An 18,825-nucleotide genomic window follows, 5' to 3' on the forward strand; every position below is an offset into this window, starting at 1 on the left:
CCCGGTGCCAAGGACTTCCCGACCGTACCGATCAATCGCATGATCCCGCGTAGCTGGATGACCAGCCTGCCCGATGGTCAGGCGATCGCCTATGAAGCGTCGATCCCGGTCGGCGGCATCGCAATGGGCGGCGATTGCGGCGTCGCCAAGGTCGATGTGTCGTCGGACGGTGGCCGCACCTGGTACAGGACGACGCTCGGAGCGGACGAGGGCAGGTACAGCTTCCGGCGCTGGGACGGGCGGGTGCCGCTGAGACGCGGGCCTAACCCCATCATGGTGCGCTGCTGGAACACCAACGGTGTCGCTCAGCCGATGAAGCCGATCTGGAATCCCGGCGGGTTCATGCGCGGCAACATTGAAACCACCACCATCATCGCGGCCTGAGGAGCGAGCAAATCATGAAGACTCCGTCTCCCGGCGTGATGGCTGCTGGCCTGATCGGCCTGACCGGCATCATCCTCGTCTCGATCGGCGCGCCGAGCAGCCGCAAGGCGCCCGTTCCGATCTCCGAGATGTCTGAGCCGGCACCGGCCGCCAGCGTGTCAGCGCGCGGCTTCTCGCTTGCCTCGACCAGCGTCGACCTGCCGGCCGACGACGCGACCTACCCCGACGGTCCGCACGCCGACGTCATCAATGCCAATTGCACCTCGTGCCACTCAGCCAGCATGGCGCTGACCCAGCCTGCGCTATCGGCGGATCAGTGGAAGGCGACCGTCACCAAGATGCGTGAGGTGTATAAGGCGCCAGTGGCCGAGAAGGACGTCGATGCGATCGTTGCTTATCTCACCGCTATGCCGAGCCAGAAGGTGGCACCCGCGACCGGCAAGGCGCAGGACCCGGACCCCAAAGTGGCTCCTGATGTCTCAGGTGGAACCGGCTAACCGATCTACTTCCATAATCCCGAAATACCATCCCAATGGGAAAGCCCCGGCCGTCTCACTGGTCGTTCCTCTGTGGGGTGGGGTCGGTTCCGGCTGAGGGCGGAATGACACCCGAAGCGGACTGCATGATCTTTGGGCTGTCAGCCGCCCGGGTTGGTGAGTGCTGACCGGGTGTGCCGCTTGGCACATCTCTGCGTAGGTCTCCCTGCCCTATTTCCTCGTGGGTTCCGGCGGCGGCGGGGGCGGGGGCGGAGCAACCGGTGCTCGCGGTGCCGGGACCACCCCGGTTTGCGGCTGTGACGCCCCGCCGGGGGGCAAGGGCGCGCGCGGCGGGGGCGATATGCCCCTCGACCCGCTTGACGGGCTTGGCGGAGGAGGAGGACTTGGGCGGTTGCTCATTTGTGTGGATCACATTTGCCGTAACGAATGAGAACAAACATAGAAGGGCGGCGGGGAATGACCAGAGCGCAAGGCTGTTCAGCCGATCGGACCAAACGGCAATTGGTGGCGTTTCGGCATAGAGCGCGGCCCGGCGCGAGTCGATCGCCTTTCGCGCTGTCACGAAACTGATCGTAAGCGCGAGCAGCCCTACGACGTCGAGGGTCCATCCAGCGATCAACGCACTGATCCAGACCGCCTTGGAAAGTGGCACCGCGCTCCCTACAAATGAGACAGACGCAGCAAACAAGGCCGTGTGCGCAAGCGCTACAAAGCTGTCGCGAGCTGCTTCGTTCTGAGCGTGTGCTTGATCCAGAGCTTGCAGCTCATGTTTCACATCATCTGGCGAGCGCTGATTCATTGAAGATTTAGAACCATAATGGAGGATATTCGAAATGGCCGACAAGAAGGTACTCTTCATAGCGTTCGCTATCGAGGACGAACGCCAGCGTGACTTCCTCAAGGGTCAGTCGCTTCACTCCCGCCAGCCTTTCGAGTTTATCGATATGTCGGTGAAGGAGCCCTACGACAAGGACTGGAAGGATCGCGTCCGCACCCGGATCAAGCGGTCCGATGGCGTGATCGTGCTGGTCAGCAAGAACTCGGCGGCGTCCACCGGCCAGAAGTGGGAAATCTCCTGCGCCAAGGAAGAGAAGAAGCCGATCCGCGGCATCTACGCCTACAAGGATGATCGTTCGTCGATCGATGGCGTGGCGACGGTCGTATGGAGCGACGCCAACATCACCAGCTTCATCGATTCACTCTGAGCCGGAGGCGACGGTGCGCAAGGCCCTAATCGTCGGCATCGACCATTACGAGAAGATCAGTAACCTCAACGGATGCGTCAACGATGCGCATTCGGTGAAGACCATGTTGGAACGCCACGCCGATGGCACCGTCAACTTCGCAACACCCAAGCTCCTGACCGGAACCGGCCCAAGCGATCTGGTCGATCGGGACGAGCTGAAGGCAGCCGTGCGCGAGCTTTACGCCGACGATGCAGACATCGCCCTGTTCTATTTCGCCGGGCATGGCTTCATCGAGGACACTGGCGGCTATCTCTGCACCAGTGATAGCCGTAGCGGCGATGATGGTGTTCCGCTTTCAGATATCATGACGCTCGCTGCAAAGTCCGCCGCGAAGAACAAGATCATCATCCTCGATAGCTGCCACAGCGGCGCGGCCGGGGAGCGCCCCACCCATCCGGCCGCCGAAATCCGCGATGGGATGACAATCCTGACTGCTTCGACCGCCGAGCAATACGCGATGGAGGTCGAAGGCGGCGGTGCCGGCGTGTTCACTAGCTTGTTCGTCGATGCGCTCGGCGGTGCGGCTGCCAACCTGCTGGGTGATGTTACCCCCGGCAGCGTTTACGCGCACATTGATCAGTCACTTGGGCCGTGGAAGCAGCGTCCGGTGTTCAAGACGAACGTCAAGACCTTCGTATCGCTGCGCAAGGCGGCGCCGCCCATCGCGCTGACCGATCTTCAGGCGATCGCCAAGCACTTCCCGACCGCAACCTATCAACTCCCCCTCAATCCGACGTTCGAGCCCGAGCGTTCTGAGGAGCAGAAGAAGGATGCGTCCCTTCCGCCGCCCGACCCGGAGAAGACCGCCGTCTTCGCGGTCCTTCAGCGCTACGTTAAGGTAAATCTCGTTCGCCCCGTCGACGCCCCGCATATGTGGCATGCCGCGATGGGCAGCAAAGCGTGCGAGCTGACCGTATTGGGACAGCATTATCGGAGTCTCGTTGAAAGCGGGCTGATCTAACATGACCAATCCCTTCGACGCCGATACTCGCAAAACCTTGGTCGATCGTCTCGCCGCAATCGAGCATGAGCGGTGGTCGCACTGGCAGCGTTATATGCACGGCAAGGCAGCCAGGCAGGAAGATGGCTCGCTGCTGATCCCCGCCGACCTCGTCGCGCGCTGGGAAAAGCAGATTGCAACCGACTATGCCGATCTTTCCTCCGACGAGCAGGAAAGCGACAGGGAGCAGGTCGAGCGTTACCTGCCCATTATCGAGGATGCTTTACGTTCAGACGGCTCACCGGCATGACCGGGCGCATCATTTGTCTGGCATATCTCTGAGGGGCTGGATACGCCGGACCACCTGCTCGCCCCTCGGGTGGGCGCATATCCTGCTCACCGGCGAATACCTCTGGCCGAAAGACGCCGACGCTTAGGGTGTCATCTCGCCCTCAGTCGGAGCCGACCCCATCATAGGCGAGCTTCAGCCGTGATGCCGGGTGCTTCCACCGCTCCGGCGTCCCCGTAATACGGCTATTGAGAAGGTCGCCGCATTCCCGATTTCCGATCCCAATCGGAATGCCTCGGGCGCCTCGTCTGCGCGATGAGGGAGCTACTGGGCAGTCCGTTGAGGTAGCGAAGCTGTGAGCGGGCCCCCAAGGAACAAAGTTCCTGAGTAGGGCTGGCTTGGATCGTTCTGCAAAATAACCTCGCGTTTCGGCTGAGTTGCCTCTTCAATCTCATGCACTCCGCAACCAGCCTCCGTGCAGTTCCAGGCGTTACCCCTGCCGGTCGAGGTCAGGAGAAGTGTCAGGATTTCACGTCGCGGCAAAAACGATGCCATTGGCTGAAGCGTCTGAAACTGCTCCATTGGTTTTAGGCGAGCATGGGCGGAGCCGGTTAGGACAAGCACTCTGCTTGCGTCCTCACCACCCCCCCGGATCAATGCGGCCATGCGTTTCTCGTACTCAACCTGATCGATCGGCTTGTGGTCCAGCCATGGCATCCGGAACGCGCCGTCCTTGAACTCAAGGCTTGCCTGGAATGCGATCACGCGCTGAATGCGACCTTGCTTATGCAGTTTCCACAAAGTTCGGAACAGGTTGAACATCGCCTGGCTTGATCGCCCGTCGAGAACACTGTCCGGCTGGCCCGAGCGCCACATCGTTGCATGCAGAAACGCCGCTTCAGCTTCTTTGCCGCCGTTTGAGCTGAAATAAGTGTCAATCGCGGTTTGATCTTCCTCAGGCTGCTCGACAGCGACAATCACGGGAGCGGAACGGGACGCCAGGCAAACGAGGTTCGCGAACATGGCCGGCATCTCATTTGTGCCGTGCGTCTCCCCCGACACGACCCATTTGGCTCGCGTTGCTGCAACAGCATCTTCAAATCCGAGGACTGGGCTACAGACTGACGTGGCGGCAGCTGCGGCAAAGAAGGGAATGAAGAACACCGTTTCATGCTCCTGATGTGGCAATCCAATCTGGCAGCGACCGGTAGCAGGTTTGCCGGTCGGCTTCGCGATTGTTCGGCTCGCCCCCTGCCGAAGCATCCCAAATCACCATGCCAATCGAGACGGTGGGCGGCGTAAGCCAACGTTAGCTATGAGCGCTGCCTCACTCGAAAGCGGCCGGTCCGCAAACCTGCCCGATCAAGCCAGCCGCATAGCTGCGCTTAGCTAAGCTCAAGTCCGTTCGCCCATGCCGGCAGCACCACTCGCGACTGGGCGGCAGGGGGTTCAACCAACAGCGCGACCAACCGGCCCGCTTGCAGGGTGGCATCGACGCGGGTGCCGTGCGGCGCGTGAAGGCGAAAGTCGACGTCCCACTCGCGTGGCCAGGCGGGGAAGAGGTGGATCGAGTCGCCAGGCGTCTGCATCAGCATCTCCTGTAGACCGATCATCCCCGACCCACCCCAGTTATGATCCGGCGCCCAGTCGTGACCGGGACCCCAGAAGGTCGAATAGCGGCGGCCGGAATCCTCCATCTTGCGCGCGGTGAGCTTGGCGGCCTCGTCGGTCAGGCCAAGGCGGGCGCAGAAGATCGCGTCCTGGTGCCAGCTCTTGATGTCCTTCTGCGCAGCCGTGTCGACGCCATGGTGCCAGGTGTCGACCGCGAGTTGAAGGTTGGGCAGGCCGACGCCGAAGCGATGGTATGGGAAAACCGGGTACAGCTGCGGGATTTCGACGTTCTGAATACGGTCCCATAGCGCAGCGGGCGCGATCACCTGACGGCCACTCATGCGGCGGGTCGGGAGCTTCGGCAAGGTCGCGCGCAGGGCAGCGTAGCGCGCGCGAATCGCCGTGCCGAGCATCCGCTCGGGCAAGGCGAGCAGGGCGGCCAGAACCGCGTCCAGGCCGGCGATGGTGACCGTCGAATTCAGCGTGTTCTTGTAGGTCTCGCACGCGGTGCCCGGAAAAAGGACCAGTTTGCCGTCGGCGCTCAGCTCGGACCCGGTGATGCGCGCGTGCTCCCGCCGATAATGCTCGTCGAAGAAGGTGAGGCAGCTGTCGACGAACGCGAGGTCGCCCGACACATCTACGCCGGTGAAACGGCCGACCTCGAGCATCATCAGGCAGAATTCGAGGACGGTGTCCCAGAGATAATCGACAAAGGCGCTGTCCTCGACCCCGGGCGTGCGCGTGGCGGGCTTGTTCCAGGTCCGCTGCCAGCCCCACTCCTGCCCGCAGCAGAGGCCGAAATTCTCGATCTGCTCGACGAAGCATGCGCCCTTGTGTCCCCAATAACGCTGCGTCCGCAGCTCCGCTGTGCGACGGAGCCGGCGGTAGAAGTCGAGTTGCGGTCGCATGAGGTCGGCGTCGCCGCTCTTCAGCATCGGCCAATGGACCAGCCGCTGGTTCTGCGCGGTGAACTCGCCGCCGCCCCAGGCGCGATAATCGGGCGAGAGGCGCAGCTCGGGCTGGGTAAACTCGGGATCGACCGTGAAATTGCCACCATTGAACTTGGTCGGCCACGTGCCGCGCGCGTTGGTGCCAAGCTGGTGGCGGAAGAGCTGGTAGTTGCGCCCAATGCGCCATGGCTGGCTGTTTGGCCGAGCGGCGCCGGGCTCGACCACGATCCAGCTGCGCTCCCAGAAGGATCGCCACCATCGCCGGCTGCGCCGGCGAGACACTGCCGCGCCCGGATCCGACATAGCCAGCCGGCGCAGGCCCGCGACCCACTCATCGCGCGTCGGCGCCTGGGCGACGTGGCAGAAGAGGCGAAGCGCGTGCCGGCGCTGCGGGCAGCGGCTGCCGAGCGTCCAGCCGATGAAGGCGGTGCTGGCATATCGTCCCTCCACCGTGCCTGCAGGAACGAACCCATCGCCGCGCAACAAGGCGCCGAAGCCGAGCCCGGCGAGCGGGTTCCACAGCTGATCCTTCACCTCATCCAGCCCCTGCTGCTCAACCAGCAAATCGAAGACGCTGTTGTCTCGATTGTGGTGGAGGCTGAGCACACCACCCTCCGCGAAGCCGACCTCATCGCCATATTGGCGTGGGGTGACGGGCGCGCCATCGTAGGCGCGGTGCATCGACATCTCGGCCGGCAGATAGTCGCGGTCGTGGGTTCGCCAGCTTTCCCAGGTGGCCGTCATCGCGACGGCGGCGCTGCTCTCGACCGCGACGCGGACGATTGGTGAAGCGACGTCCGCCCACAGCGTGACGACGAGATTGCCGCAGGTCACCACCATCTCGCCCGTCACGAGGCTGAGGCGCTGCTCGAAGGAGGCGCCGCGGCCGAACGGCGACGGATCGAAGCGGAGCCGCGCGCGGCCGAGCTTCAGATAGCTGTTGGTCTCGTCGAAAGCGCCACTGCGGGCGACGTAGAACAATACGTCGTCACCCTCGACCCACACGTTCAGCCCGATATCGCCCGCCCCGCAGGGCATTGACTCGCCGGCGTCGCGGCTGGCGCTGCGCCACACGGGATCATAGCCGGCCATGCGTCGATCGAGCGGATCGACATCGTCTTTCCGGCGCTCGGCGCCTGCACCCGGCCGCGCCGGAGCGACCACGGCCGTTGCCGTCAGGCCCGCAAGTGTCGCGCGTTTCGCCTTGTCCATGGCGCAGTGTCGCGGCTGTTCAGCGGCGAGGCAAGGACTGACGCCACGGCATATCCTCCGGCAACTAAGTGGAGGGCGCGACCTTTCCAAATCGGTCGGAAGGGTGGGGGGCGCCCATCAGCTCTTACTTGAGTCTCGCGGCTCCCGGCTGACCGAGACGTTCACGCAGCCAGGTGGTGGCGTGCTGCGCGCCGCGTTCATCCGGGTAAAGGCGCCCGCTATTGCGTGGAAGTACCCGAAGGGCTCGAGCGCCGGGATGAACGGACGGCGGGAGTTGGGCGGCGAGCAGATGGTTCTGAATGACCGCAAGTGGGTCCTCGGGCACGAGAGGGCAGGAGCTACAAGGCGCCCAAAAGCGTTGGGGTGGACGCCCCCTGACGGCATCGATGTGCCAGAGTGGAGGTGTTGAAGCACCACTGCAGGAGGCGTCCATGGAAGAGGTTAGCACAGTCGGCATTGATCTGGCCAAGTCGGTTTTCCAGGTTCACGGAGCTGATGCGAGCGGAGCGGTCGTGTTCCGTAAGAAGCTGCGGCGGGACCAGGTCCTAGCGTTCTTCTCGATGTTACCGCGATGCGTGGTGGCGATGGAGGCATGTGCGAGCGCTCATCATTGGGCTCGCGAGATCGCCGCGTTTGGGCATGACACGAAGCTGATCCCACCGGCGTACGTGAAGCCGTTCGTCAAACGGCAGAAGAACGACATGGCTGATGCGGAGGCGATCTGTGAGGCAGCACAGCGCCCGACGATGCGCTTTGTCCAAGGCAAGAGCGCGGAGGCACAGGCATCGGCGGTGGTGTTCCGGACCCGCGACCTGCTCGTGCGTCAACGTACCCAACTGATCAACGCCCTGCGCGGCCACCTCACCGAGTTCGGTTACACCGTGCGTCAGGGGGTCGGGCACGTCGGCAAGCTGATCGAGATGGTCAGCGACTCCACCTCCGACATCCCGGCTCAAGCGCGACCCGTGCTGGTTGTGATCGCGCAAGGGCTGGAAGCGCTGCAGACGCAGATCGCCCTGCTCGACCGCGAGATCGCGAGCCGTGCTAAAGCTGATCCCGTGGCAAAGCGGCTGATGACGATCCCCGGTGTCGGCCCGGTGATTGCAACGGCGCTGGTGGCGCTGGCACCAGCTGCCAGCACCTTCCGTCGCGGGCGTGACTTCGCGGCTTGGCTCGGCCTCGTACCCCGACAGCACTCCAGCGGCGGCAAGGAGCGCCTCGGGCGGACAACGAAGATGGGCGAGCGTAGCTTGCGCAGGCTTCTGATCATCGGCGCGAGTTCGGTGACGAAGGTTGCGGCGCGCAGTCCTGATAAAGCCGGCGCATGGCTGGCCGGCATGCTGGCTCGCAAGCCACGCATGCTGATCACCGTCGCGCTCGCGAACAAAATGGCGAGGACCGTTTGGGCGCTGATGGCGCACGGCGGATCGTACAGAGCTCCGGCCGTGGCGGTATGACCGCCAAGGCTTGAGGCGTCAGGGACGCAAGGAAGGTCAGTAGAGAGGTATGGCGCAACGGTCAGAAGACGGGGTCGGGAAAACCAGTGAAATGTCCGTGCGCCTCGAGCGCGCAAAAGCGGTGTGGACCCGATCCGCGATCTCCATACAGGCCAGCAGCCGTGATGATGGCTGCATCAACAGGCCGGACACACGGAAGCACCTGAACCTGCGCGATCCAATCTTCCGAACACCCCCTTGTATCCGACGGGGCGTCCACACACGGACAATTGCGCAGCTACATCAGCAGCCACTTAACGATGCCCGCGGCACCCAAAAGGACAAGGGCGCATCCCCACCACGGAACAGGGATGCCGTCGTCATATTCCCCATGATCGACATACCTGCGAACATCTTGTCGCTGCCTCGCCCCGTATGAGTTGTCGCGAGAGCGAATGTCGGCATCATCCAGGTAGCGATGCACCGCCTCCGGCGTGGCGTCGATTGGCAGTTCACGTTGAAGCTGGCTCGCCAACCGTTCGACTTCCAACCAGTCCGTAGGCTCTGCTTCCTCAACGGCTAAGATTGCCGCCAAGCGGCTGCGCAGCTCGTCCATATCCATGCGTATAGACTACCTTAGGGGGCACTTGGCGCAACGTCCGCTAACCTGCCAACCAGGCCAGCCGGACAGCTGGGCGGAACGCGCGAAAGGCCTGAGCGGCGAGGTGAACGAGCGGCTGGAGTTCAGAAGGGAGCAGGGGCTTCTGGATGACCGGTATTGGGTCCTCGGCACGAGAGGGCAGGGGGCCGAAACGCCCAAAAATGGCACCTTCCCGCACAAAAGCCCGAGTCCAATTGCGGACGTCTGTTCACCGGCCCAGACTACCGGCCAATCGATGTTCCTGATGTAAGTCGGAGACGCAGTATTTGGCCAGCCGCCTCAAAGGGCTCAACGTTGTAGAGCAACGTTTAAACCGGCGAGGCAATCAGCGCAGGAGGTGCAATACCTGCGACAGTCTTTCTGGAAGATGTCGCTTGCCGTCTGCCGTTAATGGAAGCGCGAGGTTAAAAGGAGCGATCGGGAGGGCATCGCTACACCGAGGGCGGCGCGGTTCAAACAACCACTAATCACAACTTACTAGAAGTGCGGTCGAGATCGCAGGGCTGAGAAGCTCGTCCCAGATAATTTACTTGACCTGGTGCCTACCTATCGCTGACTGCACTTAAGATCGATGGCGTTCTTCGCAAGGTCCGTTACCGGCGTCCCCGCTCGCGCTTCCTCAATCTCGACACACCGCTCACGGGGACTACGCGTGTCCCGTTCGACAGGGAGGAGTAGAACCGGGTAAGGGAACGAAGGCGCATGAGCAGCAGCCTGCGCCTTCGTTCCACCGTCATGTTGATTCGTGTTCCACCCGGCGACCTGAACGGACGCAATTAGGGTGACCGACAGTAGGTTGCTCAACACCATGGAGGTCGTGTACCGCTTTCGGCTGAAATTGTCAATGATCACCCTCGCCGCGAAGCCGCAGCAATCGCACAACAGTCTCTTGCCTCTGTAGAGGCTAGGCAACTTTTATCTTAATTGTCAATTACTGAACAAAGTTAATATCTGGAGAAACAGTGACTACAATCTGGATGTAACAGCCCCACGTCGGCAATGGTCCATACATGCCGATACGTGATGGCGATGTTCCATTATTCTCAAACTCGACCGTTGCCTTGTCACTCGAGGGGCCGCAGAATTGGCTCTCGCCTCCATACTTTGTGTTTGGAACGTACGCGACTAGTCCATTTAAGACGCCTGACTTGTACGGTTCGCAGACGCCACCAGCGACACAGCGAGGATCTTTCGCTGAAATTGTGGTTGGTTCAAAGCGAACGCCGGCACAAGAGTTTTGTGGATTATTATTCGCAGTGCTTAGGCTATCGATAAAAATCGTACCACTGCGATCAGGCTTTCCATTCAATGCAGTGCCGGTATGAGCCGTGATCGTAAGCGAGCACGCCCAGTACTGCGCGATGCTACCAGGCTCTTTCTTGCTCATGTTGATACTTCCCGTTCCCGTGAAGTACGTGTTTGGCGGCGAGTACCCCTGTTGGGCCGACGCATTTGCAGAAAAGCCTACCAAGGCAAGTACCGCAAAGCCAAAACCAATAGCGTTCATAAACTAACTCCGGTTTATATTGAGGATGAAGGTCTCTAAACCTTCTGAATATATTGTTTCGACGCTCGTGATGTGTAAGCCCTGCTTTGAGAGGCCGTACGGTATTTCTCCGATGGCGTAGAAGGGCTCACCATGAGCAATCATTCTAGTCTTACTTCTTAGGGCTACGCGACAGGTATATTGACTACATGACGCAGCGTCCAACTCAAGAGGAAGGCCCGATTGCGATACAAAGCGGTTTAAAACCTCTTCTACCGATTGGGTTATCTGCGCTGAACTAGCCCGCGAAACCTTTTCCTGTGGAGCTAGCAGGGAGTGCACACTCAACGATGAAGCCAAGCCGGCCCACTCGACGGCCTTTTCAGTTGAAGGCTGAAGCCCTGTCGAGCTTGTGGAGCCCGCGACAACTCGCACGTCGAGCGAATCGCCGCTTTCATCCTTCCTTATCAGATAGGCTACAGCGACGACGCAGCTCAAAGCGAGCGATAGCACCGCCAGTAAGTGTATCAGCTTTCCAATGCGCAATGGCCACCCGTACGTTGCTAATCAACGAGAGCATAGGGAATGCTGACTACATGTATCCACTCGGTCAAGGCGCTGGATCCGTTTTGGACCAATATTCATCTTTTGCGCGGTAAAAGGCGAAGCGCGCGGGATCGCGCTGACGCTGAGCGGGGCCGCACTCTCGAGCGACTCAGCACTTTCGCAGTTTCCATCGAGGTCGCCTCGCGGTTGGTTCCTCCGAACCATCACCGGAACGCGACAGAGTGTAGCGAAGGGGCTTATCACCGTCCGTCGCCTCCAAACCTGCCGGTCCGCTTACCTGCCAGGATCAGACGTTCAGAGGACAGCTATGTGCGTAGATGCGACTAGGAAACTGCGGTGACTCTGGCCTTCTCTTGACGCCAACCCGCAGGCGTTCGGACGTACGAAAACTCGGTGTAACCTCCGCAAAGACCAGAGCATTCATAGCGCATCGTGACCACCGCGCTCTTGCCATCGGGAGAAATGATTGGAGGAGCAATCGAGAAGATCTGAGTGGAGGTTAAGTCGGCTCGCCCTGCAACGGGAGCGTGTATGCTAGCTTCGGCGCGTGCCCTATTATCGGCCAGTGGGTAGAGCCGAGTAACGAGCGGGCGTAGTGATGGGCAAACGTCTAGAAGATCCTGCTGGCTTCCGCCTGGCTTTGCATAGTAGCTACGGAAATCGTGGTTGGCGTTGAAGCCGGGAAGGTCTCGAAGGGCAACACGACCAACCGCGCACACCTCGCTCAGGATGATCTGGTCTCCGGTGCCGGTCGCGGCAGCCAAAGCCATCAGCAGCGTCAACATCCTGCCCCTCCCAATAGCTCGTCTCACGTCGAGCCTATAACCGATGCGCCCGTCGGGAAAGCGGACTGTCTCCTTACCTGCCAAACTCGGCCTGTCAGAGGTCAAATTACGTTCTTAGTTACGGATCGTAATTGGCCCCGACATGATCATTCTAGCGCTCGACGCCATGGCGCGCTCGTGGCAAGCCATCTGCTACTCTTCGGGCGTTGCCGCTGCTCCACCTGTCATCGGAGACGTGGGGGCTGGCTTATCGGCAGACTGAGGGTCGGGCTACCCACCTCCGCTCCTAAACAGTCGCTCCTTCAAGGCGTTGTGGAACCTTAGGATGCTTTTTCGCGAGGGAGGCCGCTCAGGCGGTGCGCCTAGGTCTTTCCGGGGACCAGGAAGGTCATGCTGTGGGATATGCCGGGCCAAGCAAGGAAAATACCATGCTCTGACCGGCCGACCAAGACTTAACAGTGGTCCGGTGACCCTCCACGCAACCTGAACGGTCCGCTTCCGCTCCTATCATCTGGAGAGCCGCCCGTCGCTTTCCTGCCAATCTCAGACGTTCGATGTGCGCCCGGCTGGCGCCACGGTCGAATGGGCAAGGTTTGGGGGGGGCAAGCGAATGTTTAGCCTGCTAGACGCGCACCCTAGTGGTCATCCGTCTGTCGCTCCAGCCAAAGCTGTGCCTGCCTCGCTTCAGAACAACGCTCGCGCCGATTGCGGCACTGCGCTTCCAACGCCTCGATCGTCCTATTGATGTGGCCCCCTAATTGACCTGACAGGGCCTCGCTCTTGGATAAGAGTGAGGCATATGACGGAGCATACGACCAGGCGTTACAACGACGGTGAGGTCCTCTCCGGGGTTCAGCGCCGGAGGCGCTGGACCCTGGAGGGGAAGGTCCGGATCGTCGAGGAGACATACCTGCCGGGCATGAGCGTGTCGCTGGTCGCCCGCCGGCACGGCATCGGCGCTGGCCAGCTCTTCACCTGGCGGCGGCTGATGGCGCAGGGCGCGCTGACCGCAGCTGGTGCCGGCGAGGAGGTCGTGCCCGCGTCCGAGTACCGAGCGTTGCAGGCCCAGGTGAGCGAGCTCCAGCGCCTGCTCGGCAAGAAGACCATGGAAGCGGAGATCCTCCGCGAGGCCGTGTCCCCGGCCGCAGGCCCAAAAAACGTATGGCCCGCCCCGTCTGCAAGGGTGATTGTTCGACAGCTTCCTGGGTCTGCATCAACGTATCCGGTCTCAAGGTCCAGCCTTGGCCAAGATGGGTTCCGCGCGCTCCGGGCCTCATAAACTACGCGGTGTCGAGCACCACATTCTTAGCCAGGCTGCCGGGCCGCCGAATCGACCGTTAAGCCATCTATCTTCCACCTCCACAGACATCGTGCGCGGCAAGCCGGAAGCCAGCCGCGATCTCTACATCAGGCCACCGCAGGCCCATGTTGGTAATCACGGCCGTGTCGCAACACCGCCCAAACAATGCGCGCGAGCTTGGCGGCGAGTGCAACGACCACGACGTTTGGATGAGCGCGGGTGAGCATCCGACTAACCCAGGCACCGACTGGCGTCGGCTTCTTCGTGAAATGGGCCAAAGCGGCTCGCGCGCCATGGATCAGTTGTGTCCGCAGGTATTTGTTGCCGCGCTTGCTGATGCCCATCAGCCTGGTCTTGCCCCCGGTCGAGTGCTGTCGCGGAGTGAGCCCGAGCCAGGCTGCCAAATCGCGCCCCTTCGCGAACGCAGATGCATCGCCGACTGCCGCCACAAGCGCCGTGGCGTTGATGGTGCCAATCCCGGGGATTGTCGCCAACCGCCTCGCCATATCGTCCTCGCGGGTCAGCGCGGCGAGTTCGTCATTGTAGGCGCCGATGCGCCGGTCCAAGCTGGCCCATTCCTCGAGCAGATCCTGCACTAACCGAAGCGCGCGAGGACTGACCGCCAGCTCTTTGTCCTTCATCATCTCGTCGAGCCGCTTGGCCAAGCACGAACGACGCTTGGGCAGGATCACGCCTCGCTCGATCAGCACGGCTCGAAGCTGGTTGGTCAGCCGCGTCCGGCCTGCAACGAGGCGCTCGCGTGCTCGGTGCAGAACCTGCAGATCGAGCTGTGCCTCGGTCTTAAGCGTGACGAGGCGCATCGTCGGTCGAGTGGCCGCCTCGGCGATCGCTTCCGCATCACGGTCGTCGGTCTTCTGCGCCTTCACGTAGGGTGCCACGTACTCCGGCGACATCAACCGCACCGTGTGGCCCTGCGTTTCGAAGGTGCGCCCGAGATAATGAGCACCACAGCACGCTTCCATCGCCACGACACAAGCCGGCAGTTCGCCAGTGAATTTGATCAGCCCTTCCCGCGTCATCCGCTTGCGCAACACCACGGATCCGCTCGCGTCCATTCCCGCCAAGCTGCAGCTGTTCTTACCCAGGTCGATCCCGAGCGTAGCAATTGGTGTCTTCGCCATCGGTCCTCTCCTCTTGATCTGCCGACGGAGTGTGCCGGATGATAAGGGGCGGGCCATCCCATAAACTGCTGTTGCGCTCGACCTCGTTGCCGGGGGACAGTCAGTGACCGCGGTGGCCGACGCTATCGGTATCAGCCGCCAGCACCTGTCGGCCATGCGCAACCGACCACCGCCCAAGCGGCGAGGACGACCGCCGCTGCCCGACGCCGAGCTGATCGCCGACATCCGCGCCCTTGTTGCTGATCTACCGACCTACGGATACCGCCGCGTGCACGCTTTGCTGCGCCGCCAAGCCCAGCAGACCGGGCGCGCAGCGCCCAATCCAAAGCGCGTCTACCGCGTCATGAAGGTTCACGGCCTGTTGCTCCAACCCCATAGCGGCAAAAGCGAGGAGCGGCGCCACGACGGCCGTGTCTCGGTCGACCGGCGCAACACCCGCTGGTGCTCCGACGCGCTCGAGATCGGCTGCGACAACGGCGAGAAGGTCCGCGTCGCCTTTGCGCTCGACTGCTGTGACCGGGAAGCGATGGGGCACGTCGCCACTACCGGTGGCATCACCGCCGAGGACGTCCGCGACCTGATGGTCGCCACCGTCGAGCACCGCTTCGGCCCCGTGAACCGCCTGACCGTGCCCATCGAGTGGCTCACCGACAACGGCAGCCCCTAAGTCGCCGGCGACACCAGACGCTTCGCGCGTGACATCGGCCTGATCCCGCGCACCACACCCGTCAGCAGCCCGCAGTCGAACGGCATGGCAGAGGCCTTCGTCCGCACCCTCAAGAGCGACTATGTCCGCGTGAACCCCAAACCCGATGTACGCACCGTCATGGAGCAGCTGCCGGCCTGGCTGACCCACTACAACGAGGTGCACCCGCACAAGGCGCTGGGCTACTGATCACCCCGCGAGTACATCGCGCAAACCCGCGAGGCCCCGTCAGGCATTTAGGGGGCAACGACAGTAGCGGCCCATGCGCAACCCTCAGCCGGGTGGAACCCGCACTTAAGCTAGGTTTTCGCACTTCGATCTAGAATGCACCCAGGTACTCAAGGGCGGCTTGATAATGTCCTGCGCTCGATCGTCGATTTCTCATCATCAAGGTCATGGACCCGCTGCAGAAAAACGATCTCACTTCAGGAGGGCGGTTGCCAGTAGGCGGCCGTCCGATGTGAGGTCCTGGCTCGCCGTAAGATCCTGCAACTGCGCGCACTCGGCGGCGATCTCGACCATTCGCTTACGGCAGTGGACGAGGGTTGCCGCATCGACATGCGTGCCGGCGCTGACGACGGTCAACCAGTCCTGAACCGCCTTGAACACGTAGAGCCCATGCAGCACCCCTTGCGTGGGGCGGAGTCGGCTCTGCCACGGTGAGTGTCGATACTCCGCCTCGCCGGCAACGAGCGGCACGAGGTCCTCGATCAGGCTCAACTGCAGGTGCATCGCCTCGTGCAGGACGCCTTCGGCGAGCCGGATGGCGGGTACTTCGTGGTTTGCCTTGTGCGCCCCTACGAAGATTGAGAACGGAACTCCGGGATCGCTGTAGCCGGTGTCGTACTCGGGACCCTCCACATCGACCGGGGTCACGGACCAGACAAGCGCTCGCACGGCCCTCGCAGCACCAGGAGCCATGTCGATCCACGCCATGGCTTCTCTGAGAGACTGTTCGAAGTGCCGGGTGTCCAGGTCACTCCTTGGTTCACGTAAGCCGATGGTGCCATAGCGAGATAGCATGGCGACGTCGTACAGTTCGAGTGGGATCGCGCGTTGCATGCCCGCATCGCGCATGACGGAGCCCCTTCGAGGAGCCTGGGAGGAGAGCGCCAGGACGCGCGCCGTACCATAGTTCGACGTGTCGATGTCGTGTCGGGCCAGCGACTGCCACGCAAGCTCGGAAAGCGGCTCGGCCAAACCGTCGTACCACCGCGACGCGGGTTCGGACAGCGACCGCCTGATGCGATCGTGCAGCCTGGTCAACGAGCGTTCCGGAAGGTGTAGACGATCGACAGGCGACTGCCCATGGAGATGGTGGAGACCGCGTGATGCGAGTTGTCGGAGATCTCGAACCCGAAGGCGCTGCGGTGTACGGGAAGGATGACATCCGTGACGCTGCGCGGGTCATCCGATGCGAAGAGCATGAGAAGGCCGCCGTTCCCCACCGACCATCCCCTGTTGAGCTGGACGACCAGGCGGTGCGTCTCCTGCCCATCGCCAAGATGGTCGTTGTGGATGCGGATCGTCTGTCCGGCTTCCATGCGATGTGCGCATACGTCGACTAGCTCGAGAGAACCCGAGGAGAGGCGACTGGAGAGTTCCGCGGCGACCGCCTCGATGAACTCGGGCGCGATCACGACGCCTGCAGCCGGCGGTGGAGTGACGGCCAGGAGCGAGAACTCGTTCTGCTCATAGAAGTCCGCGATCCGCAATTGCCAGGGCGCGTCCTCCTCCAGCCATCGCAGAAGGGCATCCGCCACATCGCCAGGGAGCAGGCCGGAGGTGATGAAGTGGGGGAAGGGGGTCGCCTTCCGATCGCTCCGGGTGAAATCGGGCAGCATCACGCCGCCCTGCCGAGGGACAGGTGCGTTCGCATCCGCTCGATAAGCCGCTTCTGGTCGGCGCAGAACACACTGGGGTTATCAAGCCCGTTGGCGGCGCTCCAACGATGCGCCGGCATTCCACCACCGCAGATCGTGAGATCCGGACAGGAGAGGCATGTGGGTGAGGATGGCCGCTGCTCGCGATGGTACGTCTCGAAGGAGGATGACGTGACCAGATCGACGATATCGTCGTGCACACTCCATGCTCCGTCGAACCTGTCCGTTCCGCCTGCCGACTTGAGCGTGTCGTTCTTGGTGATGGAACCGTCGGTCTCGACCACGAGGATGCCGTACTCGTCGTCTCCAACGCCCTCCTTCACTGCGCGCCCTCCGAGAATCAGCCTCAGCATGTCATCGAGAAGACGAATGCGGATCGGTGAGGCATCGACGAGGTAGGTGTCGAGGAGCCGCACCATCCAATCGCCATACTCCGTCGAGAGGATGCTCGACTTGCCGACGGGAAGGACGTCGTGATTGCCGTCGCGGTATAGGAAGTCGACGCTGGCGGTGCCGGTGGTCTTGAAGAAGGCGTAGACGTCTCTTGGGTCGACGTTCAGATCGATCACGCAGAGAAGGCCCGTCAGGAGCGAGTCACCCTTGGGGTGCGACAGTACACGTGCGATGGCCGCCATCACGGCGTGATGCGAAGCCCGCCCTCGCCGATCCAGGCGGTGCCGATCGTGGATCGATGCTGGACCGTCGAGACTGATGCTGATGCCGACATCGTGACGGGCGCAGATGTCGATCACGGCGTCGGTCAGCAGCAGGCCATTGGTCTGCACGTGGAGACCCACGGGCGAGGGGAGCTCGCGCCTTAGATCGGCACAGATCTCCTCGAAGCGCCGGGCACCGATGAGGAGCGGTTCACCTCCATGGAACACGATGCTGAGCGGGCGCCCCTGGCTCGAAACTAGCCGCGCGAGGTTGCGCCCGAGAGCCTGTACCGTGTCACGCGAGATCAGTTTAGGCTGCAGCTTCCAGGCATCATCGCCCATGCGGTAGACGTAGCAGTAGTCGCAATCCAGATTGCAGCGGCTCGCCAGCTTCACGAGGACGGTGTCGATCGAGATCATGCCGCACCCAATCGCGTGATCTAGCGATTATGCCGGTTGTGCATCCGGTTGTACGCAGTCGGCGCTCCTGTCGCGCCATTCCTCACCTCCTCGATGAGCCGCGAAAGGACGGCGCTGTCGACCTCCAAACGCTCCCCTTCGTATCCGGCACGCTCGCTGACTGCCTCTCTGGTGTCCAACTCGGATCTCCACGTGTTCCTGCAAGCGCTCTAGCACGGATGACGATCCGCATCCAGCCCGCCCCGCTCGTGAGCAACGGAGCTGAGCCAGGCTCTTGCCGCGGCATGACGGTGGCGTATGGAAATACTGGATGCTCACCTCGATGTTTAAAGCTAAGATTCAACATCGAGAACGGGCGTTGTCAGCGGGAGATCGAACCAAGTCGCGGCATGTATCGATGCAGATATTCGAAATCTTCGAATTCTGGTGACGCCGCACTAAGTGCGAACTGAGATGGGTCAACCGGTTTTCTCGACTTTGTGGCCGAACAGGCGGCTCTCGGTCGCTGGGCGAGGCGGACCGTCGCTCGCGCTTGCCGGACCACGACTGGCATTGACCTGGAAAGGGTGCCCGCCTGTCAGTCATTCGCGTCCAGCCGCCGGCGTACGGCTTGTAGAAGCGCCCAATCATGGTCGGGGTGGCGGAGTCGCGGG

The 18,825-nt window shown here is 62.1% G+C and carries 16 protein-coding genes and 3 pseudogenes; 8 read left to right on the top strand and 11 right to left on the bottom strand.

Features of this window, described 5'->3' with window-relative positions; all coding sequences use genetic code 11:
* A pseudogene (locus KZ813_RS00005) lies at nt 1–384 on the top strand (molybdopterin-dependent oxidoreductase); the annotation flags it as partial.
* Nucleotides 385–398: 14 nt separating this feature from the next.
* Nucleotides 399–881, top strand: a complete 483-nt coding sequence (locus tag KZ813_RS00010; protein ID WP_058733707.1) for a c-type cytochrome — start codon at nt 399–401, stop codon at nt 879–881.
* Between the two features lie 55 nt (nt 882–936).
* On the opposite strand, the gene KZ813_RS00015 is transcribed toward KZ813_RS00010, so the two are convergent.
* A complete protein-coding gene (locus tag KZ813_RS00015; RefSeq protein WP_219752957.1) occupies nt 937–1,740 on the bottom strand; it encodes a hypothetical protein in 804 nt (267 codons plus the stop codon).
* On the opposite strand from KZ813_RS00015, the gene KZ813_RS00020 reads away from it, so the two are divergent.
* The 3 genes from KZ813_RS00020 to KZ813_RS00030 are packed head-to-tail and all read left to right on the top strand — an operon-like array spanning nt 1,715 to nt 3,378.
* A complete protein-coding gene (locus tag KZ813_RS00020) occupies nt 1,715–2,086 on the top strand; it encodes a TIR domain-containing protein (protein WP_219752958.1) in 372 nt (123 codons plus the stop codon). The two genes, KZ813_RS00015 and KZ813_RS00020, sit on opposite strands and share 26 nt — an antisense overlap.
* Before the next feature lie 13 nt (nt 2,087–2,099).
* Entirely contained in the window at nt 2,100–3,089 is a 990-nt protein-coding gene (locus KZ813_RS00025; RefSeq protein ID WP_219752959.1) for a caspase family protein, read from the top strand.
* A 1-nt stretch (nt 3,090) separates the two neighbouring features.
* Nucleotides 3,091–3,378, top strand: a complete 288-nt coding sequence (locus tag KZ813_RS00030; protein ID WP_219752960.1) for a hypothetical protein — start codon at nt 3,091–3,093, stop codon at nt 3,376–3,378.
* Nucleotides 3,379–3,681: 303 nt separating this feature from the next.
* Here KZ813_RS00030 and KZ813_RS00035 read toward each other — a convergent pair whose 3' ends face one another.
* Together KZ813_RS00035 and KZ813_RS00040 are read right to left on the bottom strand one after the other, a co-directional pair.
* Nucleotides 3,682–4,521 (bottom strand): hypothetical protein, encoded by an 840-nt coding sequence (locus KZ813_RS00035; RefSeq protein ID WP_219752961.1) that lies wholly within the window; start codon nt 4,519–4,521, stop codon nt 3,682–3,684.
* A 221-nt stretch (nt 4,522–4,742) separates the two neighbouring features.
* Nucleotides 4,743–7,130 carry a DUF5703 domain-containing protein gene (locus KZ813_RS00040; RefSeq protein WP_219752962.1) on the bottom strand — a complete coding sequence of 796 codons (2,388 nt, stop codon included), beginning with the start codon at nt 7,128–7,130 and terminating at the stop codon, nt 4,743–4,745.
* A gap of 431 nt (nt 7,131–7,561) precedes the next feature.
* On the opposite strand from KZ813_RS00040, the gene KZ813_RS00045 reads away from it, so the two are divergent.
* A complete protein-coding gene (locus tag KZ813_RS00045; RefSeq protein ID WP_219752963.1) occupies nt 7,562–8,587 on the top strand; it encodes an IS110 family RNA-guided transposase in 1,026 nt (341 codons plus the stop codon).
* Nucleotides 8,588–8,864: 277 nt separating this feature from the next.
* On the opposite strand, the gene KZ813_RS00050 is transcribed toward KZ813_RS00045, so the two are convergent.
* The 3 genes from KZ813_RS00050 to KZ813_RS00060 form a co-directional block, all read right to left on the bottom strand.
* Entirely contained in the window at nt 8,865–9,182 is a 318-nt protein-coding gene (locus KZ813_RS00050; RefSeq protein WP_219752964.1) for a hypothetical protein, read from the bottom strand.
* A 976-nt stretch (nt 9,183–10,158) separates the two neighbouring features.
* Complete coding sequence (locus tag KZ813_RS00055) at nt 10,159–10,734, bottom strand: hypothetical protein (protein WP_219752965.1); 576 nt, start codon at nt 10,732–10,734, stop codon at nt 10,159–10,161.
* An 869-nt stretch (nt 10,735–11,603) separates the two neighbouring features.
* Nucleotides 11,604–12,065, bottom strand: coding sequence for a hypothetical protein (locus KZ813_RS00060; protein WP_219752966.1), 462 nt, complete (start codon nt 12,063–12,065; stop codon nt 11,604–11,606).
* 799 nt (nt 12,066–12,864) lie between these two features.
* Here KZ813_RS00060 and KZ813_RS00065 point away from each other — a divergent pair.
* A pseudogene (locus KZ813_RS00065) lies at nt 12,865–13,200 on the top strand (transposase); the annotation flags it as partial.
* A gap of 272 nt (nt 13,201–13,472) precedes the next feature.
* On the opposite strand, the gene KZ813_RS00070 reads toward KZ813_RS00065, so the two are convergent.
* Nucleotides 13,473–14,507 carry an IS110 family RNA-guided transposase gene (locus KZ813_RS00070; RefSeq protein ID WP_219752967.1) on the bottom strand — a complete coding sequence of 345 codons (1,035 nt, stop codon included), beginning with the start codon at nt 14,505–14,507 and terminating at the stop codon, nt 13,473–13,475.
* A gap of 64 nt (nt 14,508–14,571) precedes the next feature.
* Between KZ813_RS00070 and KZ813_RS00075 the strand changes: the two are divergent.
* Nucleotides 14,572–15,402, top strand: a pseudogene (locus KZ813_RS00075) (IS3 family transposase); the annotation flags it as partial.
* A gap of 231 nt (nt 15,403–15,633) precedes the next feature.
* Here KZ813_RS00075 and KZ813_RS00085 read toward each other — a convergent pair.
* Genes KZ813_RS00085 through yhhA form a run of 4 tightly spaced genes read right to left on the bottom strand, consistent with a single transcriptional unit; the run spans nt 15,634 to nt 18,351 of the window.
* Nucleotides 15,634–16,479: an aKG-HExxH-type peptide beta-hydroxylase gene (locus KZ813_RS00085; protein ID WP_219752970.1), complete on the bottom strand. Its 846-nt coding sequence runs from the start codon at nt 16,477–16,479 to the stop codon at nt 15,634–15,636.
* On the bottom strand, nt 16,476–17,057 hold the full coding sequence (gene yhhC, locus KZ813_RS00090; RefSeq protein ID WP_219752971.1) for a cyclophane-containing peptide 2OG-Fe(II) oxygenase YhhC: 582 nt from the start codon (nt 17,055–17,057) through the stop codon (nt 16,476–16,478). The genes KZ813_RS00085 and yhhC overlap by 4 nt, the downstream gene beginning before the upstream one ends.
* On the bottom strand, nt 17,057–18,172 hold the full coding sequence (yhhB, locus tag KZ813_RS00095) for a cyclophane-forming radical SAM/SPASM peptide maturase YhhB (RefSeq protein ID WP_219752972.1): 1,116 nt from the start codon (nt 18,170–18,172) through the stop codon (nt 17,057–17,059). The genes yhhC and yhhB overlap by 1 nt, the downstream gene beginning before the upstream one ends.
* Before the next feature lie 20 nt (nt 18,173–18,192).
* Entirely contained in the window at nt 18,193–18,351 is a 159-nt protein-coding gene (yhhA, locus tag KZ813_RS20445; protein WP_373369230.1) for a YhhA family cyclophane-containing RiPP, read from the bottom strand.
* Nucleotides 18,352–18,825 lie beyond the last annotated feature (474 nt).

Origin of the sequence: Sphingomonas folli, assembly GCF_019429525.1 — a bacterium.
In the GTDB taxonomy this organism is placed as follows: domain Bacteria; phylum Pseudomonadota; class Alphaproteobacteria; order Sphingomonadales; family Sphingomonadaceae; genus Sphingomonas; species Sphingomonas folii.